The following is a 26,713-nucleotide window of genomic DNA, read 5'->3' as shown; positions in this document are numbered from 1 at the left end:
CCTCGCACGTCCAGCAGCTACGACCGGCGGCTCGATCCGTAGGCGGCGTTCTTGCGGTTGCCGAAGGCGCTGCCCTTGCGGGCGCCCTTCTTCAAGTCTTTCAGCACGTCCTCCTCGCTTGCGCCCTCCACGCTCGCGCGCAGCTTGACCACCTGGTCGCGCAGGCGGGCCGCCTCCTCGTAGTCCATGCTCTGGGATGCCGAGGCCATCTCGTCCTCCATGGAGGCGATGATGCGCAGCACCTCCTCGCGCGAGAGCGCGGCCAGCTCGGCGTTCACCTGCTCGGCTGTGGTGTTGCCCACCTCGTCGGTCACGTAGTCCATGATGTCGTTGATGGCCTTGCGGATGGTCTGCGGCTCAATGCCGTGGTCCTCGTTGTACTGCATCTGTATGGTTCGGCGGCGCTTCGTCTCGTCGATGGCCAGGGCCATGGAGTCGGTTATCTTGTCGGCGTACATGATCACCTGGCCCGACACGTTGCGGGCGGCGCGGCCGATGGTCTGGATGAGCGAGCGGTGGTTGCGCAGGAACCCCTCCTTGTCGGCATCGAGGATGGCCACGAGCGACACCTCGGGCAAGTCCAGGCCCTCGCGCAGCAGGTTGATGCCCACAAGCACGTCGAACTTGCCCTGGCGCAGCTCGCGCAGGATCTCCACACGCTCGAGCGTGGCGATGTCCGAATGCATGTAACGCGCCTTCACGCCCTGGTCCAGCAGGTGGTCGGTCAGGTCCTCCGCCATCTTCTTCGTGAGCGTGGTGATGAGCACGCGCTCGTCACGGGCGGCGCGGTCCTTCGACTCGTCGATGATGTCGTCGATCTGCGAGGCGCTCCCGCGCACGATGATCTCGGGGTCCAAGAGGCCGGTCGGGCGGATGATCTGCTCCACCTGCTGCTGCGACACCTTCTGCTCGTAGTCGCCCGGCGTGGCCGAGACGTACACGAACTGCGGAATGCGCTCCTCGAACTCGTCGAAGCGCAGCGGGCGGTTGTCCAGGCAGCTGGGCAGGCGGAACCCGTGCTCGGCCAGCGTGATCTTGCGCGAGCGGTCGCCCTCGTGCATGCCGCGGATCTGCGGCACCGTCACGTGGCTCTCGTCGATGATGCAGAGGAAGTCCTTCGGGAAGTAGTCGATGAGCGTGTAGGGCGGCTCGCCCGGCGAGCGCCCGTCGATGTGGCGCGAGTAGTTCTCGATGCCGGAGCAGAAGCCCATCGTCTCCATCATCTCCAGGTCGTAGTTCGTGCGCATCTCCAAACGCTGCGCCTCGAGCAGCTTGCCCTCCTCCTTGAACTGCTGCAGGCGCTCGCGCAGCTCGTCGCGGATGGTGCCGAGCGCGCGGTCCATCTTCGGGCGCGTGGCCACGTAGTGCGACGCGGGCCAGATGGGCAGCGCCTCGAACTCGTTCACCACCTCGCCTGTGACGTTGTCCACCTCCGCGATGCGCTCTATCTCGTCGCCCCAGAACTCGATGCGCAACGGGTTGTCCGCATAGGGAGGGAACACGTCCAGGTTGTCGCCGCGCACGCGGAACGTGCCGCGTTTCAGCTCGTAGTCGTTGCGGTCGTACTGGATGTCGATGAGCTCGTGGATGACGTCGTCGCGGTCCATCTCCTTCTGCTTGTCCACGAACACCGCCATGCCGGCATAGTCCATGGGCGAGCCGATGCCGTAGATGCACGACACCGAGGCCACCACGATGCAGTCGCGCCGCGAGAGCAAGGCCGACGTGGCCGCGTGGCGCAGCTTCTCCACCTCCTCGTTGATGGAAGCGTCCTTCTCGATGAACGTGTCGGACGAGGGCACGTAGGCCTCGGGCTGGTAGTAGTCGTAGTACGACACGAAGTACACCACGGAGTTGTTCGGGAAGAACTCCTTCAGCTCGCTGGCCAGCTGGGCCGCGAGCGTCTTGTTCGGCGCCATGACCAGCGTGGGTTTCTGCACGGCCTCGATGGTCTTGGCCATGGTGAACGTCTTGCCCGAGCCCGTCACGCCCAGGAGCGTCTGGTAGCGCAGGCCCTCCTCGACCCCGCGGGCCAGCTTCTCGATGGCCTGCGGCTGGTCGCCCGACGGCTCGTAGGGCGACACCACCTTGAGAGGCGTCGTTGCCAGCCGCACCTCCGGCAGCTTGCCCTCCATCTCAAGGCCCTCGATATTCGAAAGATGCGCCACGTAAGCTCCTTCCCGCATACGTCAGGGAACCAGTGTAGCACAGCGCATCGATTATGAACAGATGTTCGTTATTGAGTTGTTACAGATCCTTGCGGTACTCCCCCCACCAGGCTATCACCTGGTTGTGCAGTTCCTCGGGGGTGCCGTCGTTGTTGAACACCACGTCGGCGGCCTCGATGCGGTCGGCATCGGTGATCTGGCGGGCGATGCGGCGGCGCACGTCGGCCTCGTCGAAGCCCGACGCCACGGCGCGCTCGATACGCACGTCCAGCGGCGCCAGCACGGCGATGACCACGTCGGCATCGTAGGCGAGCGAGGACGTGCGGTTCTTGAACACGGAGTGCTCCACCACCACGGCCGGATGGCCCGCGGCCTCCAGCTCGGCCACCTTGTCGCGATAGGCGTCCTCGATGCGCGGGACGGTGATGCGGTTGAGCTTGCGCGTCTCGGCAGGGCTCACGAACGCCTTGTGGGCGAGCGCCTTGCGGTTCACCTCGTCGCCGTCCATGATGTCGGCGCCGAACGTGTCCACCAGCTCTTCCCTCACCGTGTCCCAAGCGAGCACGTCGTGGCCCACCTTGTCGAGGTCGATGTACGGCAGGCCTGCGTCCACAAGGGCCTTGCGGGCCGTCGACTTGCCGGCGCCCATGCCGCCGATGATGAACAGCTTCTTCATACCGATGCTACCTCCTCGATCATGCCGCCTCCGAGCACGGTGTCGCCCACGGAGAAGACGGCGAACTGTCCCGGCGCCGTGGTCGGCTGCGGCTCGCGCAGCACTGCACGAACGCGCCCTTCGGGTTCGGGCTCTATGATACACGGAACGGCCCGGCTTCGGTACCGCAGTTTCACGCTGGCGGCACGCGGCCCGTCCAGGCACGCGAGGGCCTGCCACCTCACCGGGCCCGTCAGCACGCTCGAGATGCGGGCCTCGTCGGCGAATCCCACCACCAGCTCGCACGTCTCGGGCCGCTTGGCCACCACGTAGTACGGCTCGGGCGCGGCTACGCCGATGCCCTTGCGCTGCCCCACCGTGTAGTTGGCCAGCCCGTCGTGCCGGCCGAGCACAGCACCCGCGCAATCCACGATGGTGCCCGGCCGATCATCGACGCCCCGCGCGCGCAGGAACGCGCGATAATCACCCTCGATAAAGCACACATCCTGGCTCTCGGGTTTCTCGGCAACGGGAAGCCCCAGGTCGGCAGCCAGCACGCGCACCTCCGCCTTCGTGGTGCCGCCCAGCGGCAGCACAAGGCGCGCCAGCTGCTCCTGGGAGAGCAGCGCCAGCATGTAGCTCTGGTCCTTGCGCGCGTCGAGCGCGCACTTCACCACGTAGCGCCCGCTGTCCGCAAGCTGCGCGATGCGGGCGTAGTGGCCGGTGGCCACCGACTCGCAGCCCAGCTCGTCGGCGGCAGCCAGCAGGGAGGGCAGCTTGCAGCAGGCGTTGCAGCCCACGCAAGGGCTCGGCGTGAGGCCCGCCGCGTAGGCATCCACGAACGGCTGGACCACCGCGCTCTCGAACAGGGCGGCGCAGTCCCACTCCACATGGCGCAGGCCCAGCCGGGCGCACACCGCCGCCGCGTCGCCGACGGCGCGGTCGGCCGCCGCATCGTCGGTGAAGCGGCAGGTGACGCCTACCACTTCGTAGCCTGCGCGCATAAGCAGTGCGGCGGATACCGCGCTGTCCACCCCGCCGCTCATGCCCAGCGCAACGCGCCGTGCGCCGTTCTCACCCGTTGCCATCTTCCCTCCTTTTGCATCTTCTTTCGTCGCCAGTATAAAGGAAGCGATGCCCGTGCAGCGCAGCGCTTCAACTATACGTGAAGAGCCTACGCAGAACAGCCGCAGCGCGGTATGATACGCTCTCGGCGCTCGGCGGAGCGCTATACTGGATCCTGCGCATCCCGCGCATCGACCGCAAACACAGCAAGGGGGATCGCACGTGTCAGGCTCGAAGTCTCGCTATATACCGGCGCTCGACGGCCTGCGGGCTTTCGCCGTACTCGCCGTCATCGCCTACCATATGCGCATGCCCTGGGCGCCCGGCGGCCTGCTGGGCGTCACCGTCTTCTTCGTGCTGTCGGGTTACCTTATAACCAGCTTGCTGCTCATCGAGTACGACGATACCGGCAAGATCGACCTGCCGCACTTCTGGCTGCGCCGCATCCGGCGGCTCGTGCCCGCCATCGTGCTCGTCATCGTTTGCACGGCCGTGCTCTGCACCCTGTTCAACCACGCCCTGCTCACGAAGATGCGCCCCGACGTCCTGCCGTCCCTGCTCTTCTTCAACAACTGGTGGCAGATATTCCACGACGTGTCCTACTTCGAAGCGCTCGGCGCTCCGTCGCCGCTTGCGCACTTCTGGTCGCTGGCCATCGAGGAGCAGTTCTACCTCGTGTGGCCCGTGGCGCTGTTCGCCGCGTTGAAGCTGGGGGCGAAGAAGGGCACCGTGCGCAATGCCGTGCTCGTGCTGGCCGCGCTCTCCGCGCTGGAGATGGCGCTGCTGTTCAACCCCGCCGCCGACCCGAGCCGCGTGTACTACGGCACCGACACCCGCGCATTCTCGCTGCTCATCGGTGCATGGCTGGCGTTCGTGTGGCCGTCGCACCTGTTGGGCGCCAAAAGCGGCGTGCGCCTGACGAAGCGCGAGCGCTCCGTGCTCGACGGCGTGGGGGCCGCGGCGCTCGCGGGCTTGCTGCTGCTGGTGGTGTTCTCGAACGGGTTCTCGCCCTTCCTGTACCGGGGCGGGCTCGTGCTGTGCTCGGTGCTCACCGCCGTGGTCATCGCGGTCATGGTGCATCCGGCCAGCGTCATCGGGCGCGTCGCGGGCGCGAGGCCGCTCGTGTGGATAGGCAAGCGCAGCTACGGCATATACCTGTGGCACTACCCGTTGCTGCTGCTCATGGACCCGGGCGGCATCGGCGACACGCCCTGGTGGCTCTACCTGCTGCAGCTGGCGGCCGTGTTCGGCTGCGCTGCGCTGTCGTACCGCTTCGTGGAGAACCCCTTCCGCCACGGGGCCTTCGGCCGCCTGGTGAAGAAGATTCGCTCGGGCGAGGCGTCGCTGCCGGACTGGCTGCGCACGCACGCCGTGGGCGCCGTGGGCGCCGGCGCGCTCGTGGTCGTGGCCGCAGGCGGGCTGGCGCTCGTACCGCCCACCTCGGCCTTGGAGGGAGGCGACCTGCTGAAACAGGCCGAGCAGGGCCAGGCCGCCCCCTCGGGCCAGGCACAGGCGGAGCCCTCGGGGCAGCCGCAGGAGGAAGGGCCCTCGCAGGCGTCCAGCGGCTCCGCACCGGTCGCCGACGAGCAGCCGAAGCTCGACGTGCTCATGATCGGCGACTCGGTATCGGTGCGCTCCATTCCCTACTTCCAAGAGCGCTTCCCCCACGGCGCCATCGACGCCGCCGTGAACCGCCAGATCTACGTGGGACAAGAAGTGTACGACTCGTATCGCGACCAGGGCCTCGTAGGCGGCATCGTCGTGCTGGCGCTGGGCACGAACGGCCCGGCCACCGATGGTCAGCTGGACGAGATCGTCGCCGACGTGGGAGCCGACAAGCAGCTCTGGCTCGTGAACACCCGCAGCCCCCAAGACTGGGTATCCTCCACGAACGACGTGCTGGCAAGCGCCGCCGAACGCTACGGCAACGTGCACCTCATCGATTGGTTCGGTGCGAGCTCGGGGCGCGACGAGCTCTTCGACGGCGACGGCACCCATCTGACCGAGGAGGGCGCGCACGTCTATGTCGACCTCGTGTACGACGCCGTGGCCGACTACCTGCCGCAGCATGCCGATGACGCCGCGCAGCCTACCGTGCAAACCTCCGCCGACCTGGCCCTCGCCGAAATCACGGGAGCCTACCGCTCCGCCCTGGATGCGGCATCCCGCAACCTCCTCAGCCCCATCCGGCGCTAGGCGGGTCGCCACAAAAAAGCGAGGGCCCCTCGCGCGATGCGAGAGGCCCTCGTGCTTGCAGCGGGAAACCCTACTCCGCAGCCGGCTCCTCGGCAGGAGCCTCGGCCGGGGCGGCCTCTTCCTTCTTCTCGGCCTTCTTCTTGGCCGGCTTCTCCTCAGCCTGGATGGACTCATCCACCTCGATCTCGAAGCCCAGCTCCTCGGCGGCGGCCTTCATGGACAGGGAGATGCGGCGACGCTCGGGGTTGATCTCCATGACCTTGACCTTCACCTCGTCGCCGGCCTTAACGACCTGGGCGGGGGTGTCGATGTGGCGCTGCGACATCTCGGAGATGTGCACCAGGCCCTCGATGGACTGGCCCAGCTCGATGAACGCGCCGAACGGCACGATCTTCGTCACCTTGCCGTCGACGATGGTGCCCACCGGGTAGCTCTCGACGAGCTTGATCCACGGATCCTCCGTCGTCTGCTTGAGGCCGAGCGAGATACGCTCGCGCTGCAGGTCGACGTCGAGCACCTCGACCTCCACCTCGTCGCCCACCTTGACGACCTCGGAGGGGTGGTTGACGTGGTTCCAGGACAGCTCGGAGATGTGCACCAGGCCATCGATGCCGCCGAGGTCGACGAAGGCGCCGAAGTCGACGATCGAGGAGACGGTGCCCTTGAGGCGCATGCCCTTCGAGAGCTTCGCCAGGATCTCGGCGCGCTCGTTCTTGCGGCCCTCCTCCAGCAGCACGCGGCGGGACAGCACGACGTTGTTGCGGTTGCGGTCCATCTCGATGACGCGGGCCTCGATCTCGGTGTTGAGGTACATGTCGAGGTCCTTGACGCGACGGAGGTCGACCAGCGACGCCGGCAGGAAGCCGCGCAGGCCGATGTCGAGGATCAGGCCGCCCTTGACGACTTCGATGACCTCGCCCGTGACCACTTCGCCGGCCTTGAACTTCTCTTCGACGCGGATCCACGCACGCTCGTACTCGGCGCGCTTCTTGGAGAGGATCAGGCGGCCGTCCTTGTCCTCCTTCTGGAGCACGAGGGCTTCGATCTTCTCGCCCAGCTCCACGATGTCGGACGGGTCGGCGTCCTTGCGGATGGACAGCTCGCGGGAGGGGATGACGCCCTCGCTCTTGAAGCCGATGTCCACGAGCACCTCGTCGTGCTCGATCTTGACGACCGTGCCGTCGACCAGGTCGCCCTCGTCGAACTCGGTCAGCGTGCCGTCGATCATCTCGTTCATCTGCTCGTCGGAGATGTCGCTGAAGTCGATGACGGACGTGTTCTTGATGTCGGTCAAAACGGACCCCTTTCAAACTTTCTCGGGGACCCTTCGTCATGATTGATTGCTTACACCATGTTCGCTCTGCAAAAGCTTGCTCGCTCAGCTGTGCAACAAAAACATGTCTCGGGGGCCTACAGTTACCTGCGCTTACGGGCTTATTCCCGATAAGCCGTATTAGTATAGCACACGGGAAACAACCCCTGCAGCACTATTCGAAAGGCCCCACGATTATTTCTCGCCGTTGCCGAAGGAGTCGCCGAAGGCAAGCCGCTCGAACTCGACGGGCGGGACCGGGCGCGAGAACAGGTAGCCCTGGATCATGTCGCACCCCGCGCGCTTGAGGAACGCCGCCTGCTCCCGCGTCTCCACGCCTTCGGCCACCGTCCGCATGCGCAGGCGGCGCGCCAGCTCGATGACGATGTCCACGATGGCCGCGCCCCGCCCGGTGTCCGCATCAACGGCATCGAAGAACACCCGGTCCAGCTTCAGCACGTCAACATCGATGTCCTTCAGCACGTTGAGCGAGGAGTAGCCGCTGCCGAAGTCGTCCATGGAGCAGCTGTAACCGGCGGCGTGGAGCTCGTCGATGACGCGCCCGAGCCCGACGGGGTCCTCGAACACGAGCGTCTCCGTCAGCTCGATCTCGATGAGCGAGGCGGGCACGTCGTGGCGCCGGCGGATCTCCTCGTAGCGCCCGAGGAAGCAGGGGTCGGCAAGGTGGGCGCGCGACATGTTCACCGACAGGACGACCGGGCGTCGGCCCCCGTCGATCCAGGCGCGCAGCAGGGCGCACACCTGCTCGAACACGCACAGGTCGAGGTCGACCACGAAGCCGTTGCGCTCGAACAGCGGGATGAAGTCGCTCGGCGGCACGAGGCCCCGCACCGGGTCGATCCACCGCACGAGCGCCTCGGCGCCCACGACCGCATCCGTGCGCAGGTCGAGCTTCGGCTGCAGGTAGATCGCGAACTCCCCGGCATCGAGCGCCGCTCGCATGCGGTTCTCGATCTCCTTCTCGGCGGAAAGCTGCAGGCTGTCCTCGCTGCTGTAGAACCGGCATGCGCACAGACGGCCGCCCCCGGCGCCCTCGCCCACCTTCTTGCGGGCCACGTTCGCCCGGTCGCGTATCTGCATGAGGGGCAGCGCGGGGTCGTCGACCATGCACACGCCGGCCGTCATGGTGAGCAGGTAGGTGCGTCCCTCGTCGAAAGCGAGGCCGTCGTTCACGACGCGGGCCATGCGCTCGATGCGCGCCTCGAGCGCCTCTTCGGTACCCGCCTTGAGCAGCAGGTTGAACTGGTCCGCCGAGATGCGGGCCACGTACTCCCCCTCCTCGAGGCACGACAGGAGGCGGTCGTGGACGTAGGAGAGCACCCGGTTGCCGCTTTCCACGCCGAACTGGTCGTTCACTACTTTGAACTTCTGGATGTCCATGGACACGAGCGCGAAGGAGCCGGCCGGCGCGGCGGCCAGGGAGGCGGCCGCGTCCAATTCGAAGCTCGTGCGGTTGCGCCCCTGGGTGACGGGATCGACGAAGGCCAGGCGCTCCAGCTTCCTGTTCGCCTCCTCCACCAGGCGTCTCTGCTCGGTGATCTCGGTCGTGTCGAGGTACAGCACGAGGTAGACCGGGTCGCCCTCCAGCCAGTCGATGCAGTTCCCCACCACGGTGAAGTACGCCCGCTGCCCGGAGCGCCCGATTGCCTCGATCTCGAACGAGGCGGGCTCGCCCCGTCGGAAGCTGGCGAACCGCGACCCGATGGCGTGTGCGTTGGCCTCGATGTTGAGGTGGAACAGGCTCTCGGCCCCGCCCTCGCCCACCGCGCCGAAGAACTCCTCGAAGCGCTCGTTGCCCCACAGAAGGCGCAGGCCGTCCTCGGCCACCCGGTAGCGCGCGACGAAACCGGGCAGGTTGTCGTAGGTGATGGAGCGTTCCTGCTCCATCTGCACCACGTCGTTCACGCCGGTGAACGTGGCGTAGATGACGGGAACGCCGTCCACCTTCTCGCTGGTGAACAGGCCCACGACCCGGATCCACAGGCGGCTGCCGTTCTTCTGCGGCATCTGGAGCAGGCACTCGTAGCCGGGCTTGCCCGCGGCGACGGCCCCCATGACCGCGGCGCTCAGCTCCTCGAACACCTCGGGGAAATCGGCGAAGTAGTCGGCGCAGTTGTTGTTGAACAGCGCGACGTACTCCTCGCGCGTGTAGCCCGTCATCTCGTAGTAGAAGTCGTTCGCCCACACCACCTCGAACTTCTCGGTGAACAGGTGCTTGCTCACGCTCACGTGCATCGCGCTCATGAGCATGTTGTACTCGCGCAGAAGCGCGTTGTCGTCGAAGGGGATCAGCGGCGAGGCGCCGGCTGCGGCATCGCGGACCTCCGGCGTCATGCCGACCAGCGCCTTCCCAAGATGGAACATCCGCTTGCGCTCGTACATCTGGGCATCGGCCGCCAGGAGCATGGCCCGCACGTCGGAGGGGTTCTCGGCCCATTGCGTCCCCAGCGACACGAAGCGCTCGGCCGTCCCCTCCTCGAGTCCCACTCGGTCGCACTCGTTGGCGAACGCCCTGTTCAGATTCTCCACCATGCGCCCGAAGGCCGCCTCGTCCACCCCGGGCGCCAGGGCCACGAACTCGTCGCCGCCGATGCGGTACAGGCTCGCACCCTCGAACGCACCGCGCATCATCTCCGCGCAGAAGCGTAGCAGGCGGTCGCCGCACTCGTGGCCGTAGCGGTCGTTCACCACCTTGAGGTCGTTCACATCGAGGAAGAGGATGCCCAGCGGGCCGGTGCCGCCGCCGAGGCGCTCAACGTCGCCTAGGTAGCGGTTGCGGTTATACAACCCGGTCAGGTCATCGCGGAAGCTCAGCGAGGTGAGGCGGTGCTCGTTTCCGATGCGCGAGACCGTGGTCATGAAGAAGTAGCCGAGCGTCTTGAGCGGCGAGGCGATGTTGCGAACGAGCGATGCGGACGGGTTCTCGATGGCCAGGAAGCCCACGACGCGGCCCTGCCGCTCCAAGGGAACCGCCACGAGGGAGGAGACGCCCTGCTCCTGCAAAAAGGCGCGCTCGGCCGCGCAGGAGGTGGGCAGGCCCTCCACGCTCTCGATGATGAGGCAGCCGCCCTCGTCGAAGCGGCGGCGCCAACGTTCGATGAGCGAGGCGTCCAAGCCGCGCAGGTCGTCGACGACCCGGGGGCTGCCGTCGGCGCGCCATTCGAACGTGGCCGAGAGCAGGTTGCCGTCCAGGCGGAAGAAGCGGATGCGCTCGGCCATGAGGTAGGCTCCCACGCGGTCGAGCATTCCACGGGCCGCCGTCTCGACGTCGCTCGCGCCGTACAGGTCGTGCGCGCACTGAAGCACCATGCCCTCGGCGTCGAGCGCACGGCGCAGGTCCTCCTCGCCCGTCTGGCTCGCCGTCATGTCGAGCGCCACCTCGAGGCGGGCCGGACGTCCCTCCCAGTCGATGAGGCGGTCTTTCAGCAGGTAGCGATGCCCGGTGATGGGGTTGACGTGCTCCCACGTGTAGTTCTCGTCGAAGGAGAGACGGTCGTTGGTGCAGAAGTCGCACGGCGCGTCGCGGCGCTGCAGCACGGCGTGGCATGTCTTGCCCTCGATGGCATCGACGTCTGACAGGCGCTTCCCCGAATCGTTCAGGTAGAGCAGCTCGTGCGTCTCGATATCCGCCACGTACACGACCTCGGAGATGTCATCCATGTATTCGAACACGCGCGCCGCCCTTAGTCGTCAACGCCCGCCGAGGCGTAACCGTTGTCGAGCCATACTAGACCTTTTCCGCAGGGTGCGCCACTGGGAAAACCGGGGATGGACGACGGCATGCGAGGAACCTGCAGCAGATCCGAAGGTCAGCGGCCTTCGGCTTTCCGGCACTCCGAGCACACGCCGTTGAAGATGATCTCGTGTTCCTCGATGGCGAACCCGTGCGCGTCGGAGACCTTCGCCAGGATGTCGCTTTGGTACGGCATGTCCACGTCGAACACGCCGCCGCACACGCGGCACTTCGCGTGGTAGTGCGGCCGGTTGAGGAAGTCGTAGCGGTCGGCGCCGTTGGGCACCTCCACGCGCAGCACCTCGCCGCGGTTCGCGAGCACGCCGAGGTTGCGGTACACCGTTGCGCGCGAGATGTTCGGGTGCTTCTCGCGCACCACCTCGTACACGTCGGCGGAAGTCGGATGGTTGTGCAGCGATCGCACCGCCTCCAAGACGAGCGCTCGCTGGATGGTGTTGCGCGTCGTCGCGCGCTCTGCGGTCTGCGTTGCCATGATGGTCCTGTCGTTCGCGTATCTAACCGTACTATTGATTAATTAGGATTATATATCATTAGTAGGAAATGGCAAGGCGCCGCGCCGAACCGCGCCGTGCCTCCCGAGAACATCCACAACCGGGGCCCTGCGCCCCTGCGGCCCTCCCACGTACGCGCCGCGGCTCGCGTGCACTGGAAGGGCCGCGCGAGGAGGGCGCCTACACGGCCGCCTCCCCCGTCTCGCCGGTGCGGATGCGCACCACCTCCTCCACCGGGAAGATGAATATCTTGCCGTCCCCCACCTCGCCGGTGCGCGCCGTGGCGCGGATGAGGCCGACGAGGGACTGCACCTGGTCGTCGGCTGCCACGAGCTCGAACTTCACCTTGGGAATCATGTTCAGCAGGACCTCGGTGCCGCGGTAGTACTCCTTCCAGCCGTGCTGGCTGCCGCAGCCCTGCACCTGGCTGATGGTCATGCCGCCCACCTGCGCGGCGAACAGCGCCTCCTTGAGCGGCTCGAGCTTCTCGGGCCGCACGATGGCCGTGATCTTCTTCATGTAACAACTCCTTTGCAATCACCGGTTCGTCAAAGTCAGCGAGGGGCCTCGTGGTGTGCCGAATCGCCGTGTTGCGCGGCCGAGCGTGCTTCGCACGTGAGGGAAAGCGCAAAAGCGGCGAGGCGGTGCGACACGGGGTCCCGCAGCGTCGGCCCGTTCCGCCGTTCGGCAGAACGGCGGAACCTCAGTCCAGACCTACGTACGCCGGGTACGCGCTCTCGCCGTGCGCGGCCACGTCGAGGCCCTGCGCCTCCTCGGCCTCGCTCACGCGCAGGCTGCCCTTGAAGCACGCCTTCACGATGAAGCCGAGCACCACGTCGAGCACGCCCACGAACACGACCGTCACCAGGATGCCGAGCGCCTGCGCGCCCAAGAGCGTGGGGTCGCCGGTGTAGAGCAGGCCGCCGAAGTCGGTCCATGACAGCTCGGGCACGCAGAACAGCCCGGTCAGAAGGCCGCCGGTGATGCCGCCGACCGCGTGGATGCCGAAGGCGTCGAGCGCGTCGTCGTAGCCGAGCCTGCGCTTGAGGAGCGAGACGGCGGCGTAGCACACGGGCGACACGACGACGCCCATCGCCGCCGCTGCCCACGGCTCCACGAAGCCCGCTGCCGGCGTGATGACCACGAGTCCGGCCACCAAACCCGTCGCCGCGCCCACGAGCGTGGGCTTGCCGACCCGCACGCGCTCGACGACCAGCCACGACACGAGCGCCGCGCCCGAGGCCACCACGGTGTTCACGAGCGCGAGCGCGGCCACGCCGTCGGGGGCGAACTCGGAGCCCGCGTTGAAGCCGAACCATCCGAACCACAGAAGCGTCGCGCCCAGCGCCACGAACGGCACGTTGTGGGGACGGTAGCTGATCATGCCGAACCCGCGCCGCCTACCCGCGATAACGCAGAGGATCAGGCCCGTGAGGCCCGACGAGATATGCACCACGTCGCCGCCCGCGAAGTCGAGCGCGCCGATGACCTCGCCCACGAGGCTGCCCTCGCCGCCCCACACCATGTGGGCGAGCGGCGGGTACACCACGACGGTCCACACCGCCACGAACGCGCACACCGCGCCGAACTTCACGCGCCCGGCCACCGCGCCCGTGATGATGGCCGTGGTGATCATGCAGAACGCCAGCTGGAACACCACGTCGGCCATCGCGGGGTACGCGTCGTGGCTCAGTGCTTCGGGGGCTTCGCCCGTGATGCCGGCCACCAACCCCGTGAGGCCGATCTGGTCGAAGCCTCCGAAGAACGGAAGCGACCCGTCCCCACCGTATGCGAACGACCACCCGCACACCGTCCAGGTGACGCCCACGATGCCGAGCACCGCAAACGACATGAGCATCGTGTTCACAACGTTCTTGCGACGGCTCAAACCTCCGTAGAAGAACGCCAACCCCGGCGTCATCAGCAAGACGAGCATCGCGCATACCAGCATGAAACCCGTCGATCCTGTGTCGAACATGTGCCTCTACCTCCTTCTCATGCGAACGCTTTTCCGGTTACGCGTCCGATGATCCCACCGCCCCGCCATCGTCCCAAGCGAGACCCCCAACTGTTAACGCGTTCAAAAACGCCTTTTAACAGACGGGAAGCATCCCCGTTACCGAACGGAAACACGCGCCTCCGCGGCACCGGGCTGCAAGCTCGGGGAATCGGCCTGCGGGGACGATGGCGGTACGCTCCGTTGCGGTATAGTGGAGGGGACACGCGAGAGAAAGGACCGTCGCATGACCATCGAGTTCGTCCCCGTCGAAACGCCCGAGGACCGCGCCGCCCTGGCGGCGCTTGCCAGCGAGATCTGGCACGAGTACTGGCCCGCCCTCATCGGCGAGGCCCAGACCGATTACATGGTGGAGCAGTTCCAGAGCCTCGAAGCCATCGAGCGCGACCTGGCCGAGCACGCCTACGAGTACTGGTTCCTGCGCGCCGCCGAGGACGGCCGCACGGTGGGCTACACGGGAGGGCGCGTCGAGCCCGAGACGAACCGCTTCTTCATCTCGAAAATCTACCTGCGGGCCGAGGAGCGCGGGCACAGGTTCGCCAGCCAGACCATCCGCTTCTACGAGGACCTGTGCCGCGCACGCGGCCTCGCGGCCCTGTACCTGACGGTGAACAAGCACAACGACCTGGGCGTGCGCGCGTACCGGGGCAAAGGGTTCGAGACCATCGACTCCGTGGAAACCGACATCGGGCAGGGCTTCATCATGGACGACTTCATCATGGAGAAGCGCATCGGCGCATAGGATGTCGTTCAACCTTCGGTGAAACCGCCCGCCGCGCCGCTCCTTCCGGTGAAACGGGGTATATGATTCCGGTATCGTCGAGGAGAAGGAGCGGTCCAATGGGCAAGTTCGTCATCAAAACGTCCGACACGGGATGCCATTTCGTGATGAAAGCCGACAACGGCGAGGTCATTGCCACGTCGCAGCACTACAAGTCCAAGGAATCCTGCAAGAAGGGCATCGAGAGCGTGAGGAAGAACGCCCCCGAAGCGGAAGTCGTGGAAGAGGATTAGCTCGTTCCGCTGGCCTCACGGCCAGCGGAACCGATCGACGCTGCGAAGGGCTCCCGTCTACAACCTGGTTGGACGCCCCGCCCAATCCCCCTAGAAGAACACCAGGAACAGATGCGTGAACGCGAACGCCAGCAGGCCGCAGCCGGGGAACGTGAGCACCCAGGTGCCCACCATGCGGCCGGCAAGGCCCCATTTCACGTTGCGCAGGCTCTTCTCGGCGCCCACGCCCATGATGGCGGTGGTCTTCGTGTGCGTGGTGGACACCGGCAGGCCCGTGAACGTGGCCAGCCCGATGCAGAAGCAGGCGGAAAGGCAGGCGGCGAAGCCCTGGTACTGCTCCATCTTCACCATGTTCATGCCTACGGACTTGATGATCTTCTTGCCGCCCACGGCCGTGCCGAGCGCCATCACGGCCGACACCATGATGATGAGCCAGAACGGGAACGACACGTCGCCCCCCGACTGGCCGCTCATGGCCAGCATGATGCCCAGCATGCACAGCGACAGGAACTTCTGGCCGTCTTGCGCGCCATGCAGCACGGCCACGCCGGCGCCGGACACGATCTGCGCCCACTTGAAGAACGAGTTCGCCTTCGAGCGCTCGGCGCGCCGACACGCCTTCTTTATGAGGCGCGTGAACAGCCACCCCGTGCCGAACCCGAGCACCGTGGAGATGACCAGGCCGTATACCACCTTCATCCACTCGCCGCCGTTCACGCCGCCCAGGCCCCCCTGCAGGGCGATGGCCGCGCCGGTGATGCCGGCGATGAGCGAGTGGCTCTGCGACGTGGGTATGCCGAAGTACCAGGCCGCCACGCCCCATACGATGATGGCCACCATGGCCGCCGCCAGCGCGACGAGGGCGGCGTGGTTGTCGCCGCCGAAGTCCACCATCTTGAAGATGGTGGCGGCCACGGCCGACGAGACCATGGTGATGCCGGCAAGGCCGACGAAGTTGCATATCGCCGCCATGGCGATGGCCGGCGTGGGTTTCATGGCCTTCGTGCCCACGACGGTGGCGATGGCGTTGGGGGCGTCGGTCGCCCCGTTCACCACGGTGGCGCCCAGCGTCAGGATGACGATGAGGGCGAGTATGGGGTCGCTGACGAACGCTGCAGCGAACGAGGCGAAATCGTAGCTCACGCGGACTCCCCCTCAAACGAAGGACGCCGATCGGCAAGAGTATTCAACCTGGGATCCCTTTCACGGCTTCGGTGACAAAGCACACGGAATTTTATGATAGCGGTGCTTTGTCAAGTCAAGGCAACGGAAAGATCAAGTTTAGGTAAAGTCGCTCCTATTGCATGCGCTCCTCGATGGAGCGGGCGATGCCCTCGGGGTCGAGGCCCAGGTCGGCAAGCAGCAGATCGGCCTTTCCCTGCGGCACGAACGTATCGGGGATGCCCAGCGTGAGCGCGGGCACGGCCCGCCCCAAGCGCGCGAGCTCGCCCAGCACGCCCTCGCCCGCGCCGCCGGACACGATACCGCCCTCCACCGTGACCACGAGGCGCGTCTGCGCCGCGCGCTCGATGGCGTCGGAGTCGAGCGGCTTCGCCCAGCGCATGTCCACGACGCGCGCATCGATGCCGCGCGCCGCCAGCAGCTCCGCGGCGCCCAGCGCACGGCCCACCATGCGGCCGAACGCAAGGATGGCCACGTCGGCGCCCTCGCGCACCACCTGCGCCTTCCCCACTTCCAGCACCTGGGGCTCCTCAGGCAGCGGCACGCCCTCGGCCGCCCCGCGCGGGTAGCGTATGGCGAACGGGCCTCCCAGCGCCAGCGCCGTGTGCAGCGCGTGCACGAGCTCGGCCTCGTTCGACGGGGCGAGCACCCGCATATGCGGCACCATGCGCGTGTACGCGAGGTCGAACATGCCGTGGTGCGTGGGGCCGTCCTCCCCCACCACGCCGGCGCGGTCGATGGCGAACACCACGTCCAGGTTCGGCAGCGCGTTGTTGATGATCAGCTGGTCCACCGCGCGCTGGAGGAACGTCGAGTAGATGGCCACGACCGGCTTCTTGCCGCCGATGGCCAGGCCCGAGGCCAGGCCCACGGCGTGCTCCTCGGCGATGCCCGAGTCCACGAAGCGGCTCGGGAACTCCTCGGCGAAGCCCGCCAGGCCCGTGCCGTCCTTCATGGCGGCCGTGATGGCCACGATGCGCTCGTCCTTGCGCGCCTCGGCCGCAAGCGCCTCGCCGAACACGCTCGTGTACGAGGGGGCGGCGGCCGGCTTCTTCCTCACGGCGCCGGTGGCCACGTCGTACGGAGCGATGCCGTGGAACTTCTCGGGGTTGCGCACGGCCGGATCGTAGCCGGCGCCCTTCTTCGTCACCACGTGCATGAGCACGGGGGCATCGGTGGCCAGCACCATGGCGAGCGTCTCCTTGAGCGCGCCGATGTCGTGGCCGTCGATGGGCGCCGTGCACAGGATGCCCAGCTGCTCGAAGATCATGGTGCGCGGAAGCACGAACTGCTTCATGGACTCCTTCATGTTGCGCCCGAAGTTCGCGAGCGCCTCGCCGAAGGGGCCGCTGCTCTCCAGCCTCTCCTGGACGGAGTCGCGCGTCTGGCGGTACTGCGAGGAGGCGCGCATGTAGCCGAGGTGCTTCATGAGCGCGCCCACGTTGCGCGAGATGGACATCTCGTTGTCGTTGAGGATGACCACCATCGGGGTTTGCGCCTGCCCGATATGGTTGAGCGCCTCGAACGCCATGCCGCCCGAGAGCGCCGCGTCGCCTATCAGCGCCACCACCCTGTTGTCGCCGCCCGAGAGGTCGCGCGCCTTCGCCAGGCCGAGCGCCACCGACAGCGAGTCGGAGGCATGGCCCGAGGGGTGCACGTCGTAGGGGCTCTCGCCAGGCTTCGGGAAGCCCGAGAGGCCGCCGTAGGTGCGCAGCGACTTGAACTCGTCGAGGCGCCCCGTGACCAGCTTGTGCGCATAGGCCTGGTGCCCCACGTCGAAGATGAACCGGTCGCGCGGGCAGTCCAGCATGCTGTGCACGGCCAGGATAATTTCCACGGCGCCGAGCGACGAGCCCACGTGCCCGCCCGTCTCCGACGTCACGGCCACGATCTCCTCGCGTATCTCGCGGGCGAGGATGGAAAGCTCCTCGTTGTCCAGCAGCTTGAGGTCGGCCGGCGACGAGATCACGTCGAGAATGCGATGGTCCATGGTCACGCCTCCCGTCACGCCTGGGCCGCAGCCGTCGCGGACGCCTCGGCGTCCGGGCCTGCGGCCTCGGTTTCACCCGCGGCTCCCGCCCCGGCCTCGCGGCCGGTCGCGTCCGCCTCGTCTTCCGCCCCGTCCTCGGCGTCCCGGGCCTCGATGTTCTCCTCGAGCAGCTCGCTGGCGCGCAGGCCCAGGCCCACGGCCTCCTCGTACAGGGAGAGCGCCTCGTCGAGGGGCATCTCGCTCGAGCCCACGGCGTCGACGATCTCGTCAAGGCGGGCCTTCACCTGGTCGAAGCTCGCATACGACTCGCCCGCCACGTCACGCCTCCTTCGGCGTTTCTTCTGCTGCGCCGTCCACCGGGGCGCTCTTCGGCGCCGCCTTCTCCTCGTCCAGGATCTTGGCGATGCGGCCCAGCACGCCGTTCACGAAGCGCGGCGACTCGTCCTCGCCGCCGAAGTCCTTCGCCAGCTCCACGGCCTCGTTGATCGTGACCGAGGTGGGCACGTCGTCCACGTACATCATCTCGTAGGTGGCCAGGCGCAGGATGGAGCGGTCGACGATGGGCATGCGCGCAAGCGCCCAGTTCTCCGACGTGGCCGCCAGATGCTTGTCGATGGCCATGCGGTGCGCCTCCACGCCGCGCACGAGCGCCGTGGCGTAGTCGGGCAGCGGGCCGTCCTCGGCCAGGTAGCGGCCTTCCTCGGCGATCTTGGTAGCGCCCTCGTCCGTGATCTCGCTCGTGTAGAGCAGCGCGAGCGCCGAGCGGCGCGCACGCGTTCGTTCATGTCGTTTAGCAGCCATAGAAGCTCAGCAAACCTCCGGCTAACCGGCAAACTGGATGCCGTCGATGTACACGTCGACCGAGGAGACCTGCGCCCCCACCTGGCTCGCCACGGCATCGGCCACGGCCTGGCGCAGGTTGGCGGCCAGGTCGGGCAGCACGTAGCCGTAGTACACGTCCACGCGCACCGAGATGACCAGCTTGTCGTCCTCGTCCACGGCGATGTCGATGCCCTGCGTGGACGGCTTGGCGCCGAACACGGAGCGCAGGCCGCCTGCGGCGGCGGAGCCCACGGAGGCCACGCCCTCTACCTCGTTGGCCGCAATGGACACGATCGTCTCGACGACACCCGGCGCAAGCGCCATGCCGTCAAGGTTCAGCTCGTTCATAACACGTCTCCCATCTGGGTTTCAATAAAGTCGGTCGTCGCATCGCCCGCGCAGAACACGGCGTTGTCCAGCACACGGCGGTGGAACGAGATGGTGGTCTCGATGCCCTCGATGACGAACTCGTCGAGGGCGCGGCGGCCACGCGCAAGGGCCTCCTCGCGATCCTGTCCGTACACCACGAGCTTCGCCACGAGCGAGTCGTAGTAGGGCGAGATGCGCGAGCCCGTGCGCACGTAGCTCTCCACCCGAACGCCGGGGCCCGCCGGAGGCTCGAACTTGGTGATGGTGCCCGGGCACGGGCGGAAGCCGTGCGCGGGGTCCTCCGCGTTGATGCGGAACTCCATCGCATGGCCGAACGGGACGAACGGAGCGCGGGAGGCGCAGCTGATGGGCTCGCCGGAGGCGATGCGCAGCTGCTCCTTGATGATGTCGGTGCCGGTGATCTGCTCGGTCACGGGATGCTCCACCTGCACGCGCGTGTTCATCTCCATGAAGTAGAAGTTGCCGCGCTCGTCGAGCAGAAACTCGATCGTGCCGGCGTTCTTGTAGTTCACGGCGCGCACGGCCTTGATGGCCGCCACGCCCATGGCACGGCGCAGGTCCTCGGTGAGCGCCGGCGAGGGCGCCTCCTCGATGAGCTTCTGATGGCGGCGCTGCACGGAGCAGTCGCGCTCGCAGAGCGCCAGGTTGTTGCCGAAGTCGTCGGCCAGCACCTGCACCTCCACATGGCGCGGGCGCAGCACGAGCTTCTCCAGGTACACGCCGTCGTTGCCGAACGCGGCGCCGGCCTCGGTGCGGGCAGCCTGGTACTGGGCCTCGAGGTCGGCCGGGTCGTGCACCTCGCGCATGCCCTTGCCGCCGCCGCCCGCCGTGGCCTTGATGAGCACGGGATAGCCCACGCTGTCCGCGAACGCCTTGGCCTCGGCAGCCGTGTCGATGCAGCCGTCGGAGCCGGGCACCGTGGGCACGCCGCAGGACTTCATGGTCTCGCGCGCCATGCTCTTGTCGCCCATGCGCTCGATGCAGTCGGCCGCGGGGCCTATGAACACCAGGTCGTTGTCCACGCAGGCGCGGGCGAAGTCGGCGTTCTCGGCCAGGAAGCCGTAGCCGGGGTGGATGGCCTCGGCGCCGGCGTTCTTGGCGGCGGCGATGATGCTGGGCATGACGAGGTAGCTCTTGTTCGCCTGGGCGGGGCCGATGCACACGGCCTCGTCGGCGTACTGCACGGGATAGGTGTCCGCGTCCTCCGTGGAGTACACCGCCACCGTCTTCACGCCCAGCTCCTTGGCGGCGCGCATGATGCGCAGCGCCACCTCGCCGCGGTTCGCTACCAGTATCTTGCTAAACATTACGCCGTCTCCGGGGCCGGGGCCGGGGCGCCGTGGGGCTCGACGTAGAACAGCGGCGTGCCGAACTCCACGGGCGAGGCATCCTCGAGGCACACCTCGCGCACCGTGCCCATCTCCTCGGCCGTGATCTCGTTCATGAGCTTCATGGCCTCCACGATGCAGAGCGTCTGGTTGGCAGCGACCTCGTCGCCCACCTGCACGAACGGCGGCTCGCCGGGCGCGGGGGACGTGTAGAACGTGCCCACCATGGGAGCCGTCACGCAGTACCAGTTGGAGGGGCGCTCGATACCGTCGCCGGCGGAAGCGGAAGCCTCGGCCGCAGGAGCGGGGGCGACGGCGGCCACCGACGCCGTGGCGGCTGCAGCCGCCACGGCGTCGGAGGACAGCGTGCCCGGCATGCGCACGGCGATGCGCGTGCCCTCCTCCTCGACTACGATCTCGCCGACGCCGCTCTCCTCGGCGACGCGAACCAGCTCGCGAATCTGATTGATGTCCACGTAATCGTCCTCCTTGGTATGGCTCGACTCCTGCTCCATGAGGAAGTCGACCTTCTCCGATGTGCGGTGCTTGCTCAGGTACGTGCGCGCCTCGTTCGGGAACAGGGCGTACATGAGCACGTCCTCCTCGCTCTTCGCGAGGTCGCCGATCTCGTCCTCCACCTGGGAGTACGTGGTGGTCACGAGCGAGCCGGGGGCCACATCGGGCGGCAGCATCTCGGAGTTGCCCACGACCTTGGCCACGATGTCCTTGTCCATGCGGCCCGGCGCCTTGCCGTAGTAGCCGCAGATGTAGTCCTTCATCTCCTTGGACACGACGCTCCAGCGCTTGCCGGTGAGCACGTTGAACACGGCCTGCGTGCCCACGATCTGCGACAGGGGCGTGACGAGCGGCGGGTAGCCCACCTCGGCGCGCACCTTCGGGATCTCCTGCATGACCTCGGGCAGGCGGTCGCCGGCGTTCTGGATCTCCAGCTGCGACACCAGGTTCGACATCATGCCGCCGGGCACCTGGTGCGAGTACACCTTCATGTGCGTGAGCGAGGACACGCCGCGCTTGTAGTGGCCGCGCTTGCGCACCTCCTCCCAGTACTCGGCGATCTCGAACAGCAGGTCCAGGTTCAGGCCCGTGTCGTAGCGGCTCTCCTGGAGGGCGGCCACGATCATCTCCACCGCAGGGTGCGAGTTGCCGAAGGCGAGCGGCGCGTGGGCCGTGTCCGCGATGGCGGCGCCGGCCTCGGCGGCCTTGATGATGTTGGCGGGCGCCATGCCGCCCACGTAATGGCAGTGGATGTGCAGCGGCAGGCCGATCTCGGCGTTGAACGCCTTCACCATGCGCTCGGTGCGGTAGGGCGTGAGCATGCCGGCCATGTCCTTGATGGCGATGGAGTCGGCGCCCAGATCCTTCATCTTCTGGCCGTACTCCAGGTAGCTGTCAAGCGTGTGGACGGGCGACATGGTGTAGGAGATGGCGCCCTCGAAGTGGCCGCCGCATTCCTTGATGGCCTCGGCGTTGTCCACGACGTTGCGGATATCGTTGAGGGCGTCGAACACGCGGAACACGTGGATGCCGTTGCGCTTGGAAGCCTTGATGAAACGGTTGCAGATCTCGCGCGAGTAATGCTTGTACCCCACGAGGTTCTGACCGCGGGACAGCATGGCGAGCGGCGTGTTCGGCGTGTTCGCCTTGATAGATCGCAGACGCTCCCACGGGTTCTCGTCGAGAAAGCGCAGGCACGTGTCGAACGTCGCGCCGCCCCAAGCCTCGATAGCCCAGTACCCGACCCGGTCCATCTTCGGCAGGATCGGCAGCATGTCCCCGATCTGCATGCGCGTGGCCCAGAGGCTCTGCTGGCCGTCGCGGATCGTGGTATCCATGATTTGAAGTCTCGGCATGAACTCACACCCCCTTCGATTTGCAGTTAGTCAAAGATCGAATATCCGATTATAGAGGAAGGTTGAGGTCGCGGCGTAGATGCCGGGTGAAATTCACTGCTAAGCAACAGAATAGGGGGACGAGGGGCGCAAACGGCCGTGCTTCGCGCAGGCGGGTGGCGGGCCAACCGCACGCATCCCGAAATGAGCGGCTTTGTCGTCCGGCGCAGACAAAGTGTATTCAGCTGAATACTTTCAACTTTGGAGGCTCGCCTACGATTTCGATCATGCCGGAGAAGTCACGACAGGCCAAGATGCTGGGCAAGGACCCCCTTGTCCAACTCCTCGCGCGCACGTTCGGCGAGAACGTGCGCGTCCTGCGCGAAAGCCAGCACCTGACGAAAAAGGAGCTGGCGGACATGGTAGGGTCCAGCCGAAGCCACATCACCGACATCGAGGACGGCTTGATAGACGCCGACTTCTCGAAGGTCGTGAAGTTCGCACGGGCTTTCGAGCGCCCCCTCGACGCCCTTTTGGCCCCCGGAGGAGCCCTCCATTCCCTGGGCGAGAACGAGAGGGGCTAGCCCCGCAGCCCAGCCTGGCCCGCCCGACCCGGATGGCGTTTTGGACGCCTGACCGGCTGGAACAGGCTAGGAGCCCCTAGAGCAGGCACCCGCGGAGCTCTTCCACGTTGCGGCATGCGACCTCCGGCTTTTCCGCCAGCAGCACCTCTTCGGGGAACATGCCCCACAGGACCGCGGCGGTGGGGCAGCCGGCGCCGCGCCCGGCCTGGAGGTCGAAGGGACTGTCGCCCACGTACGCGCACTCCTCGGGGCGCAGGCCCAGCTGGCGGCAGCCCTGGAGGACCGGGCCGGGATCGGGCTTGTGGGCAGCGCAGTCGTCGGAGCCTATGAGCAGGTCGAACGCGCCGTCCAAGCCGAACGTGGCCAGGCCGCGCACGGCAGCCTCGTGGCGCTTCGAGGTCACCACGCCGAAGGGCAGCCCCGTCTCCCGCAGGTCAGCCAGCAGCTCGGGCACGCCGGGGAAGATGCGGATGAGGTCGTCGTGCACGCGGGCGTTGTAGTCGCGGTAGACGGCGAGCAGCTCGTCGTGCACCTCCTGGTCGTCCGTGAAGTCCCACATCTGCACCGTGAGCGGCTGGCCCACCTTGGCCATGAGCAGCTCGTCGGGCATGCTCTTCCCCAGCACCGTCTCCACGGCATGGCGGAACGAAACCAAAATCAGGCGCTGGGTATCGAGCAGGGTGCCGTCCAGGTCGAACAGCACCCCGCGCACGTCCGGGAAGGAGCTCATCAGGCGAACAATCCGCCGAACAGGTCGACCTCGGAGCCCCACACCTTCGTGTTGCGCTGCGCGAACGCCACCGCGTCGGTGAGCGCCATGAGCGAGATGTCGCGGCGCGCGCCCGTCTTGCGGTGCTTGATCTCCACCTTGCCCTCGGCGAGGCCGCGCTTGCCCACCACGACCTGCAGCGGCCAGCCCACGAGGTCGGCATCGGCGAACTTCACGCCGGCGCGCTCCTTGCGGTCGTCGATGACCACTTCCAGGCCGAGCTTCGCCAGGTCGCCGGCCAGCTTCTCGGCCGCCGGCTGCACCTCGTCGTCGCCCACGGTGAGCGGCAGCACGCACACGTGCGCCGGCGCCACCGAGAAAGGCCACGCGATGCCGTTCTCGTCGTTGTGCTGCTCCACGATGGCCGCCATGGTGCGCGACACGCCCACGCCGTAGCAGCCCATGAGGAACGGCTGCTCGGAACCGTCTTCCGCCATGAACGTGGCGCCCATGGCCTTCGAGTACTTGTCGCCCAGCTGGAACACCTGCGACACCTCGATGCCGCGCGCGCCCTCCAGCGGCAGGCCGCACTTCGGGCAGCTGTCGCCGGGCTGCACGATGCAGAGGTCGGCCCACTCGTCCACCTTGAAGTCCACGCCCAGCTGGGCGCCCACGTAGTGGTAGCCGTCCTCGTTCGCGCCCACGACCCACTTCGGCACGGCCTGCAGGCTGCGCGCCGCGATGACGCGTGCGGCCTCGGGCAGGCCGACCGGGCCCATGGAGCCCTTGTGCAGGCCGAAGGCCTCCATGTCCTCGTCGGTGAGCAGCGTGAAGCCGCCGGCCACACGCTCGGCCTTCAGCTCGTTCAGCTCGTGGTCGCCGGGGATGAACAGCACCACCAGGTCGCCCGCGTCGTTCTTGCCCGACAGCGCCTTCACGGTGGAGGACTCGGGGATGTCCAGGAACGCCGCCAGCTCGGCGATGGTGTGCACGCCCGGCGTGGCCACCTTCTCCATGGCCGGCACGTCGTAGACGGTCGGGCGCGCCAGGCAGTCGCCCGCCTCGGCGTTGGCCGCCCAGCCGCACGCGCAGTGCACGAGCTCGGCCTCGCCCGCTTCGGCGAGCGCCATGAACTCGCAGGTCACGCTGCCGCCGATCTGGCCGGAATCCGCCTCCACGGGACGGTAGTCCATGTCCATGCGCTCGCAGATGCGCCCGTAGGCGGCGCTCATGTCGTCGTAGGTCTTCTGCAGCGACTCCTGGCTCGCGTGGAAGCTGTAAGCGTCCTTCATGATGAACTCGCGGCTGCGCAGAAGGCCGAAGCGCGGGCGGATCTCGTCGCGGAACTTCACCTGGATCTGGTACAGCGTGAGCGGCAGCTCCTTGTAGGAGCGCAGCTCGTTGCGCACGAGGGCCGTGATAAGCTCCTCGTGGGTGGGCCCGAGGCAGAACTCGCGGTCGTGGCGGTCCACCAGGCGCATGAGCTCGGGGCCGTAGTCGTTCCAACGGCCGCTCTCGTGCCAAAGCTCTCCGGGCTGCAGCGCCGGCATCATGATCTCCTGGGAGCCGATGGCGTCCATCTCCTCGCGCACGATGCGCTCCACCTTCGCCAGCACCCGCTTGCCGAGCGGCAGGAACGTATACACGCCCGAGGCCGTCTTGCGGATCATGCCGGCGCGCAGAAGCAGCTTGTGGCTGGCGATCTCCGCATCGGTCGGGTCCTCCTTGAGCGTGGGCACGCACAGCTCGCTCATGCGCATGATATTCGCGTTCGTCATAGCTTTCCTATCTCCTCCATCAAAGCGTCCACGATGGCCTTCTCCTCCACCTTGCGGACGACGTCTCCCTTGGAAAACACCACGCCCATCCCTGCTCCGCACGCCACGCCGATGTCGGCGTCGGCAGCCTCGCCCGGGCCGTTCACCACGCAGCCCATGACGGCCACCTTGAGCGGCTTGCCCAGGTTCGCGATGCGCTCCTCCACCTGCTGCGCCAGCCCGATGAGGTCCACCTGGCAGCGCCCGCACGTGGGGCAGCTCACGAGCTCCGGCGCGCGGCGGCGCAAATCGAGCGCCGCGAGCAGCGTCCAGCAGGCACGGACCTCCTGCACGGGGTCGTCGGTGAGCGAGATGCGCAGCGTGTCGCCGATGCCCTCTTCCAGCAAGATACCCAGGCCACAGGCGCTCTTGATGACGCCCTGGAACAGGGTGCCGGCCTCCGTCACGCCGATGTGCAGCGGGCACGTCGGCAGCTCGCGGGCGAGCTGGCGGTACGTGGCCACCGTGGCCATGACGTCGTGGGCCTTCGCGCTGACCACCAGGTCGCGGAAGCCGCGGCCCTCGCAGTAGCGCACGTAGTCGGCGGCCGAGCGCGCGAGCTTCTGCGCGAGCGTGAGGTCGGTGCGCGCGGCCAGCTCGACGTCGAGCGAGCCGGCGTTCACCCCGATGCGGATAGGGATACCGGCCTCCCCCGCCGCGTCGAGCACGGCGTCCGTCTTGGCGAGGCCCCCGATGTTGCCGGGGTTGATGCGCAGCTTCGCCGCGCCGCGGCGCGCGGCCTCAACCGCGATATCGGCCGAGAAGTGGATATCGGCCACCACGGGCAGCGGCGAGGCGGCGCACACGGCCTCGAACGCGTCGAGGTCGGCCTTGTGCGGGATGGCCATGCGCACGACCTCGCAGCCGGCCGCCGCCAGCGCCTCGATCTGCGCGAGGTTCGCCGCCACGTCGCCGGCCGGGGCGTTCAGCATGGACTGCACGACGACGGGCGCGCCGCCGCCGAGCGGCACGCTGCCCACCATGACCCGCCGGGTCCCCTTGTTCGGCTTCGCTGTGCCGGGCATCCGCCCCTCCGTTTCCTCAAGCGCCTCAAACCGCATGTCGGGCTATTGTACCGCCGAAAGCGGCCCGCCCGAGGTCCCTTCACGAAGTCTGCCGCAAAAACCGACCGGAAGCGGCCGGCGGAAGCGGCCGGCAAGCAACCGACAGGTGCCCCGAAGGGATTCAAGGTGCGCCGTACCGATCTGGGCCTTGCGCGGGCCGCTCGAAGCGAGAGCCAAGACCGAGGCCCCGTTGCACAGTAATCACCGATTTTCTACCGATTCGAGGCAGGAACCGCCTGCGCGAACGCGCTTCGTCCGGGACTTCGGACGTTTTCCCTGCTCGC

General features: G+C 67.2%; 22 protein-coding genes. 4 read left to right on the top strand and 18 right to left on the bottom strand.

Annotated elements, in window-relative coordinates:
- Nucleotides 1-17 precede the first annotated feature (17 nt).
- From uvrB to mnmA, 3 genes are all read right to left on the bottom strand, one after another.
- Entirely contained in the window at nt 18-2,186 is a 2,169-nt protein-coding gene (gene uvrB / locus C1877_RS09465; protein ID WP_015538956.1) for an excinuclease ABC subunit UvrB, read from the bottom strand.
- A gap of 61 nt (nt 2,187-2,247) precedes the next feature.
- A complete protein-coding gene (gene coaE, locus C1877_RS09460; protein ID WP_015538957.1) occupies nt 2,248-2,844 on the bottom strand; it encodes a dephospho-CoA kinase in 597 nt (198 codons plus the stop codon).
- On the bottom strand, nt 2,841-3,911 hold the full coding sequence (mnmA, locus tag C1877_RS09455) for a tRNA 2-thiouridine(34) synthase MnmA (RefSeq protein ID WP_114569029.1): 1,071 nt from the start codon (nt 3,909-3,911) through the stop codon (nt 2,841-2,843). Before mnmA ends, coaE begins: the two co-directional genes overlap by 4 nt.
- A gap of 199 nt (nt 3,912-4,110) precedes the next feature.
- Between mnmA and C1877_RS09450 the strand changes: the two genes are divergently transcribed.
- On the top strand, nt 4,111-6,084 hold the full coding sequence (locus tag C1877_RS09450; protein ID WP_114569028.1) for an acyltransferase family protein: 1,974 nt from the start codon (nt 4,111-4,113) through the stop codon (nt 6,082-6,084).
- Nucleotides 6,085-6,154: 70 nt separating this feature from the next.
- Here the strand turns inward: C1877_RS09450 and rpsA are convergent, their stop codons facing one another.
- The 5 genes from rpsA to C1877_RS09425 form a co-directional block, all read right to left on the bottom strand.
- Nucleotides 6,155-7,378 carry a 30S ribosomal protein S1 gene (gene rpsA / locus C1877_RS09445; protein WP_114569027.1) on the bottom strand — a complete coding sequence of 408 codons (1,224 nt, stop codon included), beginning with the start codon at nt 7,376-7,378 and terminating at the stop codon, nt 6,155-6,157.
- Between the two features lie 213 nt (nt 7,379-7,591).
- Entirely contained in the window at nt 7,592-11,089 is a 3,498-nt protein-coding gene (locus C1877_RS09440) for a bifunctional diguanylate cyclase/phosphodiesterase (protein ID WP_083808895.1), read from the bottom strand.
- A 137-nt stretch (nt 11,090-11,226) separates the two neighbouring features.
- Nucleotides 11,227-11,643: a Fur family transcriptional regulator gene (locus C1877_RS09435; protein ID WP_015538958.1), complete on the bottom strand. Its 417-nt coding sequence runs from the start codon at nt 11,641-11,643 to the stop codon at nt 11,227-11,229.
- 199 nt (nt 11,644-11,842) lie between these two features.
- Nucleotides 11,843-12,181: a P-II family nitrogen regulator gene (locus C1877_RS09430; protein WP_015538959.1), complete on the bottom strand. Its 339-nt coding sequence runs from the start codon at nt 12,179-12,181 to the stop codon at nt 11,843-11,845.
- 184 nt (nt 12,182-12,365) lie between these two features.
- Complete coding sequence (locus C1877_RS09425) at nt 12,366-13,640, bottom strand: ammonium transporter (RefSeq protein ID WP_015538960.1); 1,275 nt, start codon at nt 13,638-13,640, stop codon at nt 12,366-12,368.
- A gap of 265 nt (nt 13,641-13,905) precedes the next feature.
- On the opposite strand from C1877_RS09425, the gene C1877_RS09420 reads away from it, so the two are divergent.
- Nucleotides 13,906-14,421, top strand: coding sequence for a GNAT family N-acetyltransferase (locus C1877_RS09420; RefSeq protein WP_114569026.1), 516 nt, complete (start codon nt 13,906-13,908; stop codon nt 14,419-14,421).
- A 98-nt stretch (nt 14,422-14,519) separates the two neighbouring features.
- Nucleotides 14,520-14,693 carry a YegP family protein gene (locus tag C1877_RS09415; protein WP_114569025.1) on the top strand — a complete coding sequence of 58 codons (174 nt, stop codon included), beginning with the start codon at nt 14,520-14,522 and terminating at the stop codon, nt 14,691-14,693.
- A gap of 90 nt (nt 14,694-14,783) precedes the next feature.
- On the opposite strand, the gene C1877_RS09410 is transcribed toward C1877_RS09415, so the two are convergent.
- The 7 genes from C1877_RS09410 to accB form a co-directional block, all read right to left on the bottom strand.
- Entirely contained in the window at nt 14,784-15,836 is a 1,053-nt protein-coding gene (locus C1877_RS09410) for an inorganic phosphate transporter (protein ID WP_041238972.1), read from the bottom strand.
- 154 nt (nt 15,837-15,990) lie between these two features.
- A complete protein-coding gene (dxs, locus tag C1877_RS09405) occupies nt 15,991-17,865 on the bottom strand; it encodes a 1-deoxy-D-xylulose-5-phosphate synthase (protein ID WP_114569024.1) in 1,875 nt (624 codons plus the stop codon).
- A gap of 14 nt (nt 17,866-17,879) precedes the next feature.
- Entirely contained in the window at nt 17,880-18,182 is a 303-nt protein-coding gene (locus C1877_RS09400; RefSeq protein WP_114569023.1) for an exodeoxyribonuclease VII small subunit, read from the bottom strand.
- Between the two features lies 1 nt (nt 18,183).
- On the bottom strand, nt 18,184-18,666 hold the full coding sequence (nusB, locus tag C1877_RS09395) for a transcription antitermination factor NusB (RefSeq protein ID WP_114569022.1): 483 nt from the start codon (nt 18,664-18,666) through the stop codon (nt 18,184-18,186).
- A gap of 21 nt (nt 18,667-18,687) precedes the next feature.
- Nucleotides 18,688-19,035, bottom strand: a complete 348-nt coding sequence (locus C1877_RS09390; RefSeq protein ID WP_015538964.1) for an Asp23/Gls24 family envelope stress response protein — start codon at nt 19,033-19,035, stop codon at nt 18,688-18,690.
- On the bottom strand, nt 19,032-20,384 hold the full coding sequence (gene accC, locus C1877_RS09385; RefSeq protein ID WP_015538965.1) for an acetyl-CoA carboxylase biotin carboxylase subunit: 1,353 nt from the start codon (nt 20,382-20,384) through the stop codon (nt 19,032-19,034). The genes C1877_RS09390 and accC overlap by 4 nt, the downstream gene beginning before the upstream one ends.
- Nucleotides 20,384-22,276 (bottom strand): acetyl-CoA carboxylase biotin carboxyl carrier protein, encoded by a 1,893-nt coding sequence (accB, locus tag C1877_RS09380; RefSeq protein WP_041238974.1) that lies wholly within the window; start codon nt 22,274-22,276, stop codon nt 20,384-20,386. Before accB ends, accC begins: the two co-directional genes overlap by 1 nt.
- A 266-nt stretch (nt 22,277-22,542) precedes the next feature.
- Here accB and C1877_RS09375 point away from each other — a divergent pair, with 266 nt between their 5' ends.
- On the top strand, nt 22,543-22,839 hold the full coding sequence (locus C1877_RS09375) for a helix-turn-helix transcriptional regulator (RefSeq protein WP_015538967.1): 297 nt from the start codon (nt 22,543-22,545) through the stop codon (nt 22,837-22,839).
- A 76-nt stretch (nt 22,840-22,915) separates the two neighbouring features.
- Here the strand turns inward: C1877_RS09375 and C1877_RS09370 are convergent, their stop codons facing one another.
- The 3 genes from C1877_RS09370 to ispG are packed head-to-tail and all read right to left on the bottom strand — an operon-like array spanning nt 22,916 to nt 26,390.
- The gene (locus C1877_RS09370; protein ID WP_015538968.1) at nt 22,916-23,569 is read right to left on the bottom strand and encodes an HAD family hydrolase; all 654 of its coding nucleotides are present in this window, start codon (nt 23,567-23,569) and stop codon (nt 22,916-22,918) included.
- Nucleotides 23,569-25,326, bottom strand: a complete 1,758-nt coding sequence (locus C1877_RS09365; protein WP_015538969.1) for a proline--tRNA ligase — start codon at nt 25,324-25,326, stop codon at nt 23,569-23,571. Before C1877_RS09365 ends, C1877_RS09370 begins: the two co-directional genes overlap by 1 nt.
- The gene (gene ispG, locus C1877_RS09360) at nt 25,323-26,390 is read right to left on the bottom strand and encodes a flavodoxin-dependent (E)-4-hydroxy-3-methylbut-2-enyl-diphosphate synthase (RefSeq protein WP_114569021.1); all 1,068 of its coding nucleotides are present in this window, start codon (nt 26,388-26,390) and stop codon (nt 25,323-25,325) included. The genes C1877_RS09365 and ispG overlap by 4 nt, the downstream gene beginning before the upstream one ends.
- Between the last annotated feature and the right edge of the window lie 323 nt (nt 26,391-26,713).

Origin of the sequence: Gordonibacter pamelaeae (assembly GCF_003340385.1) — a bacterium.
Taxonomy (GTDB): domain Bacteria; phylum Actinomycetota; class Coriobacteriia; order Coriobacteriales; family Eggerthellaceae; genus Gordonibacter; species Gordonibacter pamelaeae.
This window is presented reverse-complemented; position numbering and strand designations above follow the sequence as displayed.